The following is a 13,936-nucleotide window of genomic DNA, read 5'->3' as shown; positions in this document are numbered from 1 at the left end:
GCGTGTATCCCCCGTCGTTCACCCCGTGCGCTATCCGGTCTCGCAGGGCCATCCGCGTCTGCGCTCGTGGCTCCTGTTGTATGAGTGCCTCTTGCGAGTGTGTATCGCCCCATGAGAACCGGTCAAGGTAGTGATCCGGTCATCCGGTGGTACCGCCTGGCCGGATCGGCAATAAATCATTCGACATGGTCAGAGGATTTCCCCATCAGTGTATGAAGATTCAATTCACCATCGCTTCACAGAAAAATCGGAGCCCATGTGAGAAACAAGCCGAACCGGCTCGTCCACGGCGCGCCGCCGTGCGTCGGACCACGGGGAATAACCATTCGGTTCGCATCCCGGACGGATGTCACACTCGGGCCATGGGGGATTCCCCCAGGCCGCACGCGTCGCACCGGCGCCGGGAGACCCGCATCACCGGGACACCGGAGCACCGGCAAAGACGGCAGGGGCGGCGGGGCGGCGGCCGGATCCGGAGCCGGAGAGCGGCAGGTACCGTAGGAGAGACGATTTCGTGGGCCTCCTGGCGGGCTGCGTACACCCGGGAGGAACACATGACGACAAACCGAGGGCGCAAGGACGTCATCCGGGACCGGATGGCAGCGACCGGAGAGTCGTACAACGTCGCCGCGCGCAATCTGAAGGCCATGAAGGACATGGGCGCCACCCGCGACGCCATGCTCGTCCAGCGCTGGCAGCCTGCCGCGTCACTGGACGTGCCCTGTCCGTGCGGCGGCACCTGCGAGCCGGGCGAGAGGTGCGGCCACTGCCACGCCTGGCACCGGCACGTGAAGCGGTACCCGGGCAGCGTCACCGAAGTGGAGGTCTGGGCGGACCGCTACGAGTGCCTGGGCTGCTCGTCCTCCTACACCCTGACCGTCCGTCTGACCGGACGGCCCTGGGGCATCGCCGAAACCGTGGTCCAGGGCGGGTCGGCGGAAGAGGTCGTGCGCGCCCGGGTGTTCCCCGGCGTCGTGCACCCGCTGCTGCGGGCGGAGCTGAGCACGGACTCCGGCCAGGAGTGAACACGTGCGGCGGGAACAGCCCTTGGCCGTGAAGCCGCCACAGCGACCACCAGCACCTGACCGCCCCGGGGAGGGATCGCGCTCGGCCCGGTAGCCGCCCGGCGGACCCGACCCGAGTTCCGGTGCACCGAGACCCCGACGCCACTGCGGCCGGCCACCCTCCCCCGATCCCCTGCCCCGGTCCCGGCACGCCCGGCGTCCGAGCGGCCGCGAGGTCAGCGCCCCCGCCGCCACCGGTGACACGGCGGCTCGATGACGACGAACGGCAGTGACGGGCACCACGAAGATCCCCTGACCGATCGGTCAGCTACGGTGGGTCCATGCCACGTCCGCCGTCCGCGATGCGCCGTCAGATTCTCGACTGCGCCCTGCGTCTCTTCGCCGAGCACGGTTTCAAGGGGACCTCGCTCCACGACATCGCCGTCGAAGCGCACTGCTCCAAGGCGTCCCTGCTCTACCACTTCGCCGGCAAGGACGCGATCCTCACCGAACTGCTGACTCCGCCGGCCGAGAGTCTCTCCGCCATGAGTGAGGAGCTGGCGGCGCTGAACGGCGATCAGGCCGTCGAGGCGGCCGTCACGGGGTACGTCGGCCTCGCGATGCGCTACCACCTGGAAGTGAAGATCATTTTCGCCGAACTGCCCGACATGCTCGGCCATCCGGTCCTGGCCGTCATCCCCCGGGCGGTCGCCCGGCTCGCGGATGCGCTGGGCGGCCGTTCGGCGGAACCACGTGCGCGCGTCATGGCCCAGATGGTGATCGGCGGCGTGGCTGTCACGGTCGCTGCCGACGTGGACGTCGACCCCGGCACGATGCGTAACGAACTCGTCCAGGGAGCACTGAGAACGCTCGGGCATCCGACCGGCTGACCGCCGTCGTCCAGACCGAAGAGAAAGACGCCTCCATCGCATGGCAATCCTGCTGTACCGGCTCGGCCGGCTGTCCTTCCGCCGCCGAGGGCGTGTCCTCGCCCTCTGGCTCCTGCTGCTCGCCCTGCTCGGTGGGGGCGCGGCAGCCTTCAGCGGGCCCACCACCAGTAAGTTCTCGATCCCGGGCACCGAGTCCCAGAAGGCCCTGGACTCGCTCTCCCGGGAGTTCCCGCAGGCGGGCGGCGCGACGGGCACCATAGTCGTCGCCGCGCCGGAGGGCGGCACGCTCACGCCCTCGGCCGTGGCCCCGGTGACCAAGGAGGCCGCCGAGGTCCCCGGTGTCCTCGCGGCCGTCGACCCCTTCGCGGCCAAGGCGGTGTCGCGGGACGGCCGCTACGCGCTGATCCAGGTGCAGTTCGCCTCAGGTGTCGACGGGATCACCGACACGCAGCGGGAGGCGTTCAGGAAGGCGGGCGCGTCCGTCGCGGATCTGCGCGTCGAACACGGCGGCGAGATCATGCGGGGCGTCCCCGAAGTCGGCTCGACCGAGATCATCGGTGTGGCCGTCGCCGCCCTCGTCCTGGTCCTCACCTTCGGTTCGCTGGTGGCGGCGGGCATGACCCTGCTGAACGCGCTGGTCGGCGTGGCGGCCGGTATGGCCGGGCTGTTCGCCCTCAGCAGTACCGTGGAGCTGACCAGCACCGCGCCCATCCTGGCGCTCATGCTGGGCCTGGCCGTCGGCATCGACTACGCCCTGTTCATCACCTCTCGTTACCGCCACTACCTCGCGGACGGCATGGACGGCGAGGAGGCGGCGGGCAGGGCTGCCGGGACCGCCGGTTCGGCCGTCGTCTTCGCGGGCGCCACCGTCGTCATCGCACTGGCCGGGCTCGCGGTCGCGGGGGTGCCCTTCCTCACGGTCATGGGCCTGGCCGCCGCCGCCACGGTCGCCCTCGCGGTGCTGGTGTCCCTCACTCTGCTGCCGGCCGTCCTCGGCTTCGCCGGCACCCGCGTCCTGCCCCGGAAGCGCCGGGCGCAGGTCCGTACACCCGCCTCCCCTCCCGTCGGGACCGAGGCCGGCTTCGGCTTCCGCTGGGGCCGGATCGTGGCACGGCTGCGGGTCCCCGCCCTCGTGCTCGGGGTCGTCGGCCTCTGCGCTCTCGCCCTCCCCGTCCAGGACATGCGTCTGGCGCTGCCCGACGCGGGGACCGAGGCGGTCGGGTCGCCCAACCGGGAGGCCTACGACCTGACCACCGAGGGGTTCGGCGAGGGCTTCAACGGCCGGCTGGTCGCCGTGGTGTCCGCCGGGACCCCGCAGGCGACCGCTGCGGCGGCCGAGAAGACCGCCGCGCTCATCGCGGACACCGGCGGGGTGCTGACCGTCGCCGCCCCGCAGACGAACGAGAAGGGCACCACCGCCCTGCTGGCCGTCATCCCGGAAACCGGTCCCACCTCCGCCGCGACCGAGGACACCGTCCACGAGATCCGTGACCGGGTCGCGGACGTCGAGGGCGCCGCCGTCTCCCTGACCGGTGCCACCGCGGTCGGTATCGACGTCTCCGAGAAGCTCGCCGCCGCTCTCCCGGTCTATCTCCTGCTGGTGGTCGGGCTTTCCGTCCTGCTGCTGATGCTCGTCTTCCGGTCGATCCTGGTACCCCTCAAGGCGGCACTGGGCTTCCTGCTGACCATCGGCGCCACCTTCGGGATCACCGTCGCGATCTTCCAGAACGGCCATCTGGCCGAGCTGGTGGGGCTCGACACGCCCGGACCGCTGGTCAGCTTCCTGCCCATCCTCCTGATCGGCATCCTCTTCGGGCTGGCCATGGACTACGAGGTCTTCCTCGTCTCGCGGATGCGGGAGGACTTCGTCCACGGCGCCGATGCCCGCGAGTCCGTCATCAGCGGTGTCGGCCACAACGGGCGTGTGGTCACGGCGGCGGCGGTGATCATGACCGCGGTCTTCGGCGGATTCGTGTTCATGCCGGACCCGATCATCAAGTCCATCGGGTTCGCCCTGGCGATCGGCGTGCTCATCGACGCCTTCGTCGTCCGCATGGCCCTCGTGCCGGCGGTGATGCATCTGCTGGGACGCGCCGCGTGGTGGCTGCCCGGCCCGGTCGACCGGGTCCTGCCGGACCTCGACATCGAGGGCGAACGACTGCAGCGTGAGATCCCGGTGCAGCGGGAGCCGGCGGAACTCGTGAAGACGTGAGAGCCCCGGTGCCACCGGCGTGAGGGGCACCGGCGGGGCCGCTCCGCCCCGCCGCCCGCCGTCAGGAGCGGACCTTCTGACGGCGGGCGGCTTCCCCGGGCCCCGGTGACCGGATCAGCTCTCGTCCGGCGCCAGCGTCAGCGAGATCGAGTTGATGCAGTACCGCTGGTCCGTGGGCGTCGGGTAGCCCTCGCCCTCGAAGACGTGGCCCAGGTGCGAGCCGCAGCGCGCGCAGCGCACCTCGGTGCGGGTCATGCCCAGGCTGTTGTCCTGGAGCAGTTCGACCGCGTCGCTGTCCTTGGGGTCGTAGAAGGACGGCCAGCCGCAGTGCGACGCGAATTTGGTGTCGGAGCGGAACAGCTCCGCCCCGCAGGCACGGCAGGAGTAGACGCCTGCCGTCGTGGTGTCGGTGTACTCGCCCACGAACGCGGGCTCGGTGCCGGCCTTGCGCAGCACCGCGTACTCGGCGGGCGTCAGCTCCGCCCGCCATTGCTCGTCCGGCTTCTCGACGTCGTACGCCACGGTGGCTCCCTCAGCTCGACAGATGGTCCAGGATCTGCGGGCCGAGGTCGGTGACATCGCCCGCTCCCATGGTGAGAACCAGATCGCCGTGCTTCGCCATTCCCGCGATGACGGCGGGGACGTCCGCCGCGTCGTGGACGGCTGTGACGTCGGCGCCCGCCGTCCTGGCAGCGTCGATGATCAGGTCGCTGGTGACGCCCGGGACCGGGTCCTCGCGGGCCGGGTAGATGTCCAGGACCACGGAGGCGTCGGCGAGGGCGAGGGCCTGGCCCATCTCGGCGCCCAGTTCCTGGGTGCGGGAGAACAGGTGGGGCTGGAAGACCACCAGGAGCCGGGAACCGGTGGCCGCACCGCGCATGGCCTCCAGGTCGGCGGCCATCTCGGTGGGGTGGTGCGCGTACGAGTCGATGACCTGGACGCCGGCCGCCTCGCCCTTCAGCTGGAGGCGGCGCTTGACGCCCGTGTACGAGCCGATGGCGGAGGCCAGGTTGTGTGCCGGGATGCCGAGGGCGACACCGGCGGCGAGGGCGGCGACCGCGTTGAGCGCGTAGTGGCGGCCGGGTACGGAGACCGTGAAGGTGAGGTACTTGCCGTCCAGGACGACCGTGACCTCACTGGTCAGGCCACGCGGGGTGATCTTGTGCACCCGCACGTCGGCGGTCTCGGCCTCGCCGTAGGTGACGACGGTGAGCGAGGCGATGTCGCGGACCCGGCGGGTCAGCTCGACGGCACCGGCCTGGTCCGCGGAGACGACGAGGGTGCCGCCGGGCACGATCTTGCCGACGAACGCCTCGAAGGAGTCGTAGATCTCGTCCATCGAGGCGTAGTTCGCGTGGTGGTCGAGCTCCACGTTCAGCACGATCGCGACCTGGGGGTCGTACGTGTGGAAGCTGCGGTCGCTCTCGTCCGCCTCGGCGACGAAGATGTCGCCGCCGCCGTGCGCGGCGTTGGTGCCCGGCCCCTCCAGGTCTCCGCCGATGGCGTACGAGGGGTCCAGAGACAGGCCGGACAGCGCGACGGCGAGCATCGACGTCGTGGTGGTCTTGCCGTGCGTCCCGGCGACCGCGATGGCGCGCAGGCCTTCCATCAGGGAGGCGAGCGCGTCCGCGCGGTGCACGACCGGAACGGACAGCTCGGCGGCACGGACCAGCTCGGGGTTGTCCGGGCGGATGGCGCTGGAGACGACGACGCAGGACGCGTCGTCCGCCAGATGGCCGGCGGCGTGCCCGATGTGGACGGTCACCCCCAGCGCGCGCAGGGCCTCCGCGGTGGCGGACTCCCTGGAGTCGCTGCCCGCCACCTTCGCGCCCCGCTGGGCCAGGATCTTCGCGATGCCCGACATTCCGGCGCCGCCGATGCCGATGAAGTGCGGCCGTTCCAGGGCGGCAGGAATACCGGGTGCCATGCGTGTGTCTCCCGAGGGTGCGACGTGAGTACGGTCCGCCCCAGCCTATTCGCTGTGCGCGAAGAGCTTGAGCACCGGTACGCCGACCTTGTGCCGCGCCCGGGACGCCCAGTCGCGGTGGAAGAACTCCTCCACGTAGTGCGGCGCGGTCAGCACGATGACCTCGTCGGCCCGGGAGTCGTCCACCACGGTCTTCAGCTTGTCCAGGGGGTGTTCCTCGACCACCTGTCCGACTGCCTCGGACCCGGCTTTGCGCAGCTCCTGGAGGGAGTACTCCAGGGCGATCGCGGCGGGCTCGCGGGCCTCCTTGCCCTCCGGCTCCTCGCTCTCCCGGGCCGCTTCGCGCAGTTCACCGATCGCCACGTCGTCGATCGCGCGCAGCAGGACGTCGGCCTGGTCACCGCGGGGCTGCATCAGTACGACGAACGAGATCTGCTCCTCGCCGTGGAGGGTGGTGACGAATTCCACGTCCTCCGGAGTGAGTGGCTTCTCGATCATCAAAACGCTTGTGAACACGACAGGCGCCCTTCCACTTCATCTCGTCGGCCGTGGACGGCCGCGGCTGCTGAAACCATCCTTCCCCGCAATTGCACGGGGTTTCAGCACTAAGTGTGCCCACCCGGAGCCAACCGGAACGGCACATTCCGCTAAGTCTCAGCCCTTCGCGTACCTCGTGAAGAGAAATCCTGCCTCCTCCAGGACCGACAGGAGGGAGAAACGTTCCGGCACAGTGACCGTGGGCCCTCGCGCGATCCGCTGCGCGTCGCCTGCCGTGAGCATCGGGGAGACGGTCAGGCACAGCTCGTCGAGCACGCCCGCCGCGACGAACTGCCCGAGCAGCCGGGGACCGCCCTCCGTGAGCAGCCGGGTCAGGCCGCGTCCGGCCAGTTCCGCCACCGCCCGGGCCGGGTCGACCGTGGCGCCCTCTCCGGCGATCAGCACCTCCGCGCCCGCCTCCCTGGCCGCGTGGATCCGGTCGGAGGGCGCCGCCGCCCCCGTGACGACCAGGGTCGGGACCAGCGGGGAGACGAAGAGCGGGAGCGAGAAGTCCAGGTCCAGGCTTCCGCTGACGACCGCGATCGCGGGGGCGGGGCCCTGGCCCGCCGCCGCGCGGCGGGCGGCGAAGGCCTCCCGGGCGCGGGCGGGTCGGTACCCCTCCAGCCGGACCGTCTCCGCGCCCACGACGACCGCGTCGGCCAGTCCCCGCAGGGTGCCGAAGATCCGCATGTCGGTGGCGCAGGAGATGCCCTGGGAGCGGCCGTCGTGCTGCGCGGCACCGTCCAGGGTGGACACCATGTTCGCCCGCAGCCAGGGTTCCCCCTCCCTGCCGGGGTACGCGTAGGCGTCGGCCAGCTCGTCGAGTGTCCACTCGCGGTCGGTGGCGCCGGGGGCGGTGGCTGGGTCGGTCCGGTCCGTCACGGGAAGCAGGCGTCGCATGCGGTGAAGTCTGGCACGGCGCCTGACGCCCCCGCCTGCGGTAGGGGACCCGACGGGCGGGGCCGTTAAGCTGGGGAGTTGTGTCGTCCTCCACCGCCGTGCCGGGGCAGAGCCCCATAGCCGAAACGGCCCCGCTGTCCCTGTGCGCCCTCGAGCCGCGCGTCCCCGCCGACCGGCTGGTCGCGGAGATGGTGCCGCCGCCGCGCTTCGACGCGGTGCGGTTCGAGACGTACGTCCCCGATCCGAACCAGCCGAGCCAGAGCGAGGCCGTCGAGGTGCTCGGCACCTTCGCCGCCGGACTCGGCGGGGCCCACGCGACGGGCTCCGGGAAGCGCAGGTGGTTCGGCAGGAAGCCCGCCGCGCCCACGGGTCCGCGCGGCGTCTACCTCGACGGCGGCTACGGCGTCGGCAAGACCCACCTGCTGGCCTCCCTGTGGCACGCCACACCGGCCGCTCCCTCGCTCAAGGCCTTCGGGACGTTCGTCGAGCTGACGAACCTCGTCGGGGCGCTGGGCTTCCAGCAGACCGTGCAGACCCTGAGCGGGCACCGGCTGCTCTGCATCGACGAATTCGAACTCGACGACCCGGGGGACACCGTCCTGGTGTCGTCGCTGCTCAGCAGGCTCGTCGAGGCGGGCGTGGCGCTCGCCGCGACCTCCAACACGCTGCCGGGCAAGCTCGGTGAGGGCCGGTTCGCGGCGGCCGACTTCCTGCGCGAGATCCAGGGGCTCTCCGCCCACTTCCGGCCCCTGCGCATCGACGGCGAGGACTACCGTCACCGCGGGCTGCCCGAGGCCCCGGCGCCGTACTCCTCCGAGCAGGTCACCAAGGCCGCGTACGCCACCGCGGGCGCCTCCCTGGACGACTTCCCGGCGCTGCTCGACCACCTCGCCCGTGTCCACCCCAGCCGGTACGGCGCGCTGACCGACGGCGTCTCGGCGGTCTGCCTCACGGACGTCGAGCCGGTACCCGACCAGTCGACGGCACTGCGGCTCGTGGTGCTCGCGGACCGGCTGTACGACCGCGAAATACCGGTGCTCGCCTCCGGCCTCCCGTTCGACCGGCTGTTCAGCGACGAGATGCTGAACGGCGGCTACCGCAAGAAGTACTTCCGGGCGATCTCGCGACTGACCGCCCTGGCGCGTGACGCGAAGGGTCTGGTGGCGCAGTAGGTTCGGGGGGCGCACCGCGTCCGCGGCGCTCCCCCGAGTGCCGCGTGCGCGAGCGCACCACCGCGTACACCTCTGAAGGGACCCCGTATGGCTACCACGCGTCAGGCGCACACGGTCTGGGAAGGCAATCTGCTCGAGGGCTCGGGCGTCGTCACCCTCGACTCCTCCGGGATCGGGGAGTACCCGGTCTCCTGGCCGTCCCGCGCGGAGCAGGCGAACGGCAAGACCAGTCCGGAGGAGCTCATCGCGGCAGCGCACTCCAGCTGCTTCTCGATGGCGCTCTCCAACGGCCTTGCCTCTGCGGGCAATCCGCCGGCCCGGCTGAACACCAAGGCCGAGGTCACCTTCCAGCCCGGCACGGGCATCACCGGCATCCACCTCACGGTGGAGGGTGAGGTCCCGGGTCTGGACGAGGCCGGCTTCGTGAAGGCCGCCGAGGACGCCAAGGCGAACTGCCCGGTCAGCCAGGCTCTCACCGGTACGACGATCACGCTCACCGCGTCGCTGGTCTGATCCGGCAGGTCCCCGGGGCGTCCTTCGCCCCGGGGACACAAGGGCTCCGTGGTGCGCGTGGTTCCCGTGAGGCACGACGCGTGGTACACACGTGCAGGTCACTTCACCTGTCCGCCAACAGGGAGTTGCCTCATGTCATCCGCACCTCGACGGATCGCGACACGACGACAGGTCCTGGCCGGGAGCGGCGCCGCCGCCGCCTCGGTCGCCTTCACCGGGGCCTTCACCGAACTCTTCGCCGGCACGGCCGCCGCACGCGGTCACAGCGGTTACGGACCGCTCGTACCTGACCCGGACGGCCTGCTCGACCTGCCGAAAGGTTTCCGCTACCGGGTCCTCTCCCGGGAGGGCGACGCCCTCCGCTCCGGTGAGGGCCGGGTGCCCAGCCACCACGACGGCATGGCCGCCTTCGCGGGCCGCCACGGCCGCGTCCACCTCGTGCGCAACCACGAGAACCGGGCCGACGCCCGCATCCCCGTACCCGTGATCGAGGGCCTCACCTACGACCCGGCGGGCAAGGGCGGCTGTACGGCCCTGGAGCTCGACGGCCGCAACCACGTCCTGGACGAGCGGGTCGCCATCGCGGGTACGGCCGTCAACTGCGCGGGGGGTCCCACCCCGTGGCGCACCTGGCTGACCTGCGAGGAGACCGAGGACAAGGCCGGCACCAACGGCTACACCAAGGACCACGGATTCATCTTCGAGGTGGACGGCGCCGACCCGCGCCGCACCGGAGCGGTACCGCTGACCGCGATGGGACGCTTCCAGCACGAGGCGATCGCGATCGATCCGGGGAACGGGATCGTGTACGAGACCGAGGACGCTTTCGAGCGCCCGTTCGGCCTCTTCTACCGATTCCTCCCCGAGAAGCCACTCGGCGGGACGGGCTCGCTGCGGGCCGGCGGCACGCTGGAGGCGATGCGGGTGCCCGGAGTGCCCGACCTCTCCGCGATCCAGGAGACCGGCGCGGCCTTCGACCGGATCGAGTGGGTCCCCGTACCGGATCCGCTGGCCGCCTCCACGCCCGTCCGGCACCAGGACTTCGGCCCGAAGGGCATCACCCACGCCCAGAAACTGGAGGGCTGTTACTGGGGCGGCTCGTCCGTCTACTTCGTCTCCAGCTTCGCCCGCAGCTCGCAGGGGTCGGCGGCCGACCACTTCGGCCAGGTGTGGCGGTACGAGCCGAAGCGGCGGCGGCTCACGCTGGTGGTCGTCTTCGGGCCGGACACGGACGTCGAGCTGCCCGGCGAGTCCCCGGACAACATCTGTCTCGCCGCCGACGGCGGGCTGATGGTCTGCGAGGACGGCGGCGGCGCGCAGTACGTGCTCGGGGTGACGCGGCGCGGTGAGGTCTACCCGATGGCACGGGGCCGGCAGAACACCGGGACGCCCGACGAACCCGAGTGGGGTGAGTTCGCCGGGGTCACGTTCGCGCCGGACGGCGCCACCATGTTCGTGAACTGCTACACGCCGGGGACGACGTTCGCGGTGACGGGGCCCTGGCACTGATCTGCCCCTGAGGGCCGTCGCGCACGTCCCGAAGGGGCGCGCGATGTCGGATGCGGCGCGCAGCACGGCGGAGGACGTCCGCGGACCGGAGGTACGCGGACGTTCCTGCGACGCGGCGAGGCGCCGTGGCCGACGCCGCCCGGCCGCCGGATACGTGCGGGACGGCCCTGCGAGCGCGGAACGGACCGTGGGCGGCCGCCCGACCGGCTGACCCTGCGGGCTCGGCCGGAGCGGCGCGGCGCTCGCTGAAATCCCGTCAGCTAACGTCCTCCAGTGATCAAATCTGTTCGTACGATGACAGTGATGACTGCGAGGACGGCGACGGCGACGGCGCTGGCCGCGGTCCTGGCGGGCTGCGGCAGCGCGGAGGACGCCCGCACCCAGGCCGCCGCACCCCCGGCACGCGTCGGCACTCCCCTCACCACTCCCCCGGCCTCCGTCTCCGCCGCACCTTCGGCGGCGGCCGGGACGGGGAGGAAACCGCCCACGACGGCTCCGGGCCCGGCGGGGCTCACCCCGGTCTTCGAGCGACGGGCCGAAGGCTCCGCAGGCGGGAACGAGAAGGTGGTGGCGCTCACCTTCGACGCGGACATGACGGCGGATCAGGGGCCGCGCGCGGCGGCGGGCGAGCACTTCGACAATCCGGAGCTGATCGCCCTGCTGCGCCGGCTGAACGTGCCCTCGACGGTCTTCATGACCGGGCGGTGGGCACGGGAGTACCCGACCCAGGCGCGTGCGATCGGCACCGACCCCCTGTTCGAGATCGCCAACCACTCGTACAGCCACTACGCCTTCTCCACGCCCTGCTACGGGCTGCCCACCGTGGCGAAGGCCGATATGCGCGCCGATGTGGAGCGGGCGTTCACGGAGATCCGCAAGGCCGGGGCCACCAACGTCGTGCCGTACTTCCGCTTCCCCGGCGGCTGCTACGACGACATCTCGCTGAAGGCCCTGGCACCCACGGGGGTGACGGCCGTGCAGTGGGACGTCGTCAGCGGCGACGCGTTCGCCACGGACGCCGACGCGGTGGCGGACCAGGTGCTGGACGGGGTGAGGCCGGGCTCCCTGGTGGTCATGCACTGCACCCGCAGCGCCGCGCCCGTCACCGCCGGGGCCGTACGCCGGGTGGTCCCGGAACTACGCCGGCAGGGGTACCGCTTCGTGAAGGTCTCCGAGCTGATGCGGGGCTGAGCCGGGTTCCGGGATCCTGCCCGGCCGGGATTGTCGTGCCCCGTACTCGGCGGGACCCGACCTGCCGCGCCGGCCTCCCGCCGGGCCGGGCGATACCCGCCCAGGCGCCCGGTCGGGGCGCGACCCGTACCCGTGTCTCAGCCCGCGCAGGCGGTGCGCCCGGCCTCCTGCCACGCGCAGACCGGGCAGAGCGTACTGCCCTTCGTGGTCTCCGGGTGTTCGGTCGGTTTCCCGCACAGCACGCACGTGGCGTACGAAGGTCCGGTGTCCACCGGTGCGGGGGCCGACGGGCGCGTCCCGCAGTACCCGTCGTCCGTGCGTTCACCGCTGCGCTGGTCCATGCGTCCGAGCGTACGCCCCGGCGCCCTCGGCCGGGACGTGCCGGTCAGACCCGGTACGGGCCCGCACGGCGGCCCGTTGGTTCCGGAGCCCGGAGCCCGGAGTCCGGTCGGCCAGCCGGTCAGCCAGTGGGTGAGTGGGTCAGTGGGTCGGTCAGTGGGAGGACGCCTTCTCCGGCTTGAGCTCGCTGGGCCGCACGATCACGAACCCCTCACCCTGCAGCATCAGCTGGACCGCCTCCCCGGACCCCCCGCGCACCATCGAGCCGAAGCTCTGCGAGCGGTGCAGGGAGGTGGAGAGCTGGGCGCTCCATCCGACGACCGCGTCCGTGTCGACGTACACCGGCTGCTGAGCACCGACAGGGATCACGATGGGGTGGCCGTCGCATATCAGGCCGAGCTTGCCGAATCCGCTGAAGACGCTGTTGAAGAGCCCGCCGCCGGCGATTCCGGCGCCCTTCACGGTCTTGATCTCGTAGGAGAGGCTCGCGTCGAAGCACAGGACGTTGCGTCCGTTGACGGTGAGGACGTCGCCCTGCTCCATCTCCACGATGAAACAGTTGGCGGCCTCGTGCGCGAACCACGCCTCACCCTGACCCCGGACCGCCATGAGCGGCAGCCCCTCACCGGTGACCGCGCGCTTCAGCATGCCGCCGATGCCCTGGCCCTTGCGTTCGAACTGGAGGGCGCCGCGGTAGGCGACCATCGAGCCCTGGCGGGCGTGCATCTCACCGTTGACGACGTACTTGACCGACTTGGCGTTCTGCAGGGACATACCGGGGGCGGTGGGCGGCCCGGCCATGTGTTCGCTGGAAAAGAGGTCGCTCTTCATGCGGGGCATCCTCACCCGGAGGTCCACGTTCCGCCAAGAGCGGATCCCGCGGTGCCGTCCCGGGGGCCTGGCAGACTGGTGTGCGTGAGCAGCGACAACCTTTCCGAGATTCCCTCCGAGCCCGCAGCGGCCCCGCACCCCGTCGGGAGTCCCTTCCGTACGGAGCAGACCTCCCGGGACGAGGCACGGCAGTTCGTGCTGCCGCTGGTGGTGCGCATCGAGAAGGCGGATCCCCCGGCGCGTACGGACGCGCTGGTCACCGCCGCCCGCGCGGTGCTGACGTTGCTCTCGGACGACCGTTCACTGGGCGAGGGCGAGTGGGCGCGGCTCGTACGGGACTGGCAGGACGCCCGGATCCGCAAGGTGGTGCGGCGGGCGCGCGGAGCGGAGTGGCGCAAGGCGTCCGCGCTGCCGGGGATCACGGTCACGGGCGCCCGGGCGGAGGTGCGGGTGTTTCCTCCGGTGCCGCTGGACGGCTGGCCCAAGGAGCTGGCCAAGCTCCAGGTGTCGGGGACGGACCTGGAGGACCCGGAGGCGCCTGCCGCGCCGGATCCGGCCGGTCCGGTGCTCTGGCTCAACCCCGAGCTGGACATGTCGGCGGGCAAGGCCATGGCCCAGGCGGGGCACGGTGCGCAGCTGGCCTGGTGGGAGCTGTCGGAGACGGAGCGCAAGACGTGGCGCGAGGCGGGTTTCCCGCTCTCCGTCGCCACCCCCGACCCGGCCCGGTGGCGGGAACTGACCGCGAGCGGGCTCCCGGTGGTGCGGGACGCGGGATTCACCGAGATCGCTCCGGGCTCCTGCACGGTGGTCGCCGACCATCCGGCGCTGCGCGGCTGAGGCGGGCACGGCCGGATGGCCGCCGGCCCGTCGCGGGCCGTTCTCGGTGGCGGTCGACGTCCCTGCACCCCGCA

Annotated in this window: 14 protein-coding genes; 8 read left to right on the top strand and 6 right to left on the bottom strand. The window is 71.6% G+C overall.

The features are described 5' to 3' along the window. Positions 1 to 554: 554 nt before the first annotated feature. From BA175_RS01845 to BA175_RS01835, 3 genes are all read left to right on the top strand, one after another. Positions 555 to 1,025, top strand: a complete 471-nt coding sequence (locus tag BA175_RS01845) for a hypothetical protein (protein WP_069169411.1) — start codon at positions 555 to 557, stop codon at positions 1,023 to 1,025. Between the two features lie 320 nt (positions 1,026 to 1,345). Continuing rightward, entirely contained in the window at positions 1,346 to 1,894 is a 549-nt protein-coding gene (locus tag BA175_RS01840) for a TetR/AcrR family transcriptional regulator (protein ID WP_069169410.1), read from the top strand. A 40-nt stretch (positions 1,895 to 1,934) separates the two neighbouring features. Next, positions 1,935 to 4,106: an MMPL family transporter gene (locus tag BA175_RS01835; protein ID WP_069169409.1), complete on the top strand. Its 2,172-nt coding sequence runs from the start codon at positions 1,935 to 1,937 to the stop codon at positions 4,104 to 4,106. A 114-nt stretch (positions 4,107 to 4,220) separates the two neighbouring features. On the opposite strand, the gene msrB is transcribed toward BA175_RS01835, so the two are convergent. The 4 genes from msrB to BA175_RS01815 all read right to left on the bottom strand — a co-directional run bounded on the left by msrB (position 4,221) and on the right by BA175_RS01815 (position 7,470). Next, a complete protein-coding gene (gene msrB, locus BA175_RS01830) occupies positions 4,221 to 4,628 on the bottom strand; it encodes a peptide-methionine (R)-S-oxide reductase MsrB (protein WP_069169408.1) in 408 nt (135 codons plus the stop codon). 10 nt (positions 4,629 to 4,638) lie between these two features. Then, complete coding sequence (gene murC / locus BA175_RS01825) at positions 4,639 to 6,033, bottom strand: UDP-N-acetylmuramate--L-alanine ligase (protein WP_069169407.1); 1,395 nt, start codon at positions 6,031 to 6,033, stop codon at positions 4,639 to 4,641. Between the two features lie 45 nt (positions 6,034 to 6,078). Next, positions 6,079 to 6,531, bottom strand: coding sequence for an indole-3-glycerol phosphate synthase (locus tag BA175_RS01820; RefSeq protein WP_069169406.1), 453 nt, complete (start codon positions 6,529 to 6,531; stop codon positions 6,079 to 6,081). A 156-nt stretch (positions 6,532 to 6,687) separates the two neighbouring features. Then, on the bottom strand, positions 6,688 to 7,470 hold the full coding sequence (locus BA175_RS01815) for a pyrimidine reductase family protein (RefSeq protein ID WP_069169405.1): 783 nt from the start codon (positions 7,468 to 7,470) through the stop codon (positions 6,688 to 6,690). 80 nt (positions 7,471 to 7,550) lie between these two features. On the opposite strand from BA175_RS01815, the gene zapE reads away from it, so the two are divergent. The 4 genes from zapE (at position 7,551) to BA175_RS01795 (ending at position 11,855) form a co-directional block, all read left to right on the top strand. Further along, positions 7,551 to 8,642, top strand: coding sequence for a cell division protein ZapE (zapE, locus tag BA175_RS01810; protein WP_069169404.1), 1,092 nt, complete (start codon positions 7,551 to 7,553; stop codon positions 8,640 to 8,642). An 87-nt stretch (positions 8,643 to 8,729) separates the two neighbouring features. Continuing rightward, the gene (locus BA175_RS01805; RefSeq protein WP_069169403.1) at positions 8,730 to 9,155 is read left to right on the top strand and encodes an OsmC family protein; all 426 of its coding nucleotides are present in this window, start codon (positions 8,730 to 8,732) and stop codon (positions 9,153 to 9,155) included. Between the two features lie 132 nt (positions 9,156 to 9,287). Next, complete coding sequence (locus BA175_RS01800) at positions 9,288 to 10,664, top strand: alkaline phosphatase PhoX (protein WP_069169402.1); 1,377 nt, start codon at positions 9,288 to 9,290, stop codon at positions 10,662 to 10,664. Positions 10,665 to 10,967: 303 nt separating this feature from the next. After that, a complete protein-coding gene (locus BA175_RS01795; RefSeq protein ID WP_069169401.1) occupies positions 10,968 to 11,855 on the top strand; it encodes a polysaccharide deacetylase family protein in 888 nt (295 codons plus the stop codon). 137 nt (positions 11,856 to 11,992) lie between these two features. Here BA175_RS01795 and BA175_RS01790 read toward each other — a convergent pair whose 3' ends face one another. Beyond that, on the bottom strand, positions 11,993 to 12,196 hold the full coding sequence (locus tag BA175_RS01790) for a hypothetical protein (protein WP_069169400.1): 204 nt from the start codon (positions 12,194 to 12,196) through the stop codon (positions 11,993 to 11,995). Positions 12,197 to 12,347: 151 nt separating this feature from the next. Further along, positions 12,348 to 13,025: an AIM24 family protein gene (locus BA175_RS01785; protein ID WP_069169399.1), complete on the bottom strand. Its 678-nt coding sequence runs from the start codon at positions 13,023 to 13,025 to the stop codon at positions 12,348 to 12,350. Between the two features lie 84 nt (positions 13,026 to 13,109). Here BA175_RS01785 and BA175_RS01780 point away from each other — a divergent pair, with 84 nt between their 5' ends. Then, on the top strand, positions 13,110 to 13,862 hold the full coding sequence (locus BA175_RS01780) for a peptidyl-tRNA hydrolase (RefSeq protein ID WP_069169398.1): 753 nt from the start codon (positions 13,110 to 13,112) through the stop codon (positions 13,860 to 13,862). Positions 13,863 to 13,936: the final 74 nt, after the last annotated feature.

The organism is Streptomyces griseus (assembly GCF_001715295.1).
In the GTDB taxonomy this organism is placed as follows: Bacteria; Actinomycetota; Actinomycetes; order Streptomycetales; family Streptomycetaceae; genus Streptomyces; species Streptomyces griseus_G.
This window is presented reverse-complemented; position numbering and strand designations above follow the sequence as displayed.

Coding starts and splice junctions, on each gene's coding strand:
- murC (WP_069169407.1), bottom strand. CDS start 6,033: ATGGCACCCGGTATTCCTGCCGCCCTGGAACGGCCGCACTTCATCGGC.
- BA175_RS01800 (WP_069169402.1), top strand. CDS start 9,288: ATGTCATCCGCACCTCGACGGATCGCGACACGACGACAGGTCCTGGCC.
- BA175_RS01790 (WP_069169400.1), bottom strand. CDS start 12,196: ATGGACCAGCGCAGCGGTGAACGCACGGACGACGGGTACTGCGGGACG.
- BA175_RS01805 (WP_069169403.1), top strand. CDS start 8,730: ATGGCTACCACGCGTCAGGCGCACACGGTCTGGGAAGGCAATCTGCTC.
- BA175_RS01820 (WP_069169406.1), bottom strand. CDS start 6,531: ATGATCGAGAAGCCACTCACTCCGGAGGACGTGGAATTCGTCACCACC.
- BA175_RS01840 (WP_069169410.1), top strand. CDS start 1,346: ATGCCACGTCCGCCGTCCGCGATGCGCCGTCAGATTCTCGACTGCGCC.
- BA175_RS01785 (WP_069169399.1), bottom strand. CDS start 13,025: ATGAAGAGCGACCTCTTTTCCAGCGAACACATGGCCGGGCCGCCCACC.
- BA175_RS01815 (WP_069169405.1), bottom strand. CDS start 7,470: ATGCGACGCCTGCTTCCCGTGACGGACCGGACCGACCCAGCCACCGCC.
- BA175_RS01795 (WP_069169401.1), top strand. CDS start 10,968: ATGACTGCGAGGACGGCGACGGCGACGGCGCTGGCCGCGGTCCTGGCG.
- BA175_RS01835 (WP_069169409.1), top strand. CDS start 1,935: ATGGCAATCCTGCTGTACCGGCTCGGCCGGCTGTCCTTCCGCCGCCGA.
- BA175_RS01845 (WP_069169411.1), top strand. CDS start 555: ATGACGACAAACCGAGGGCGCAAGGACGTCATCCGGGACCGGATGGCA.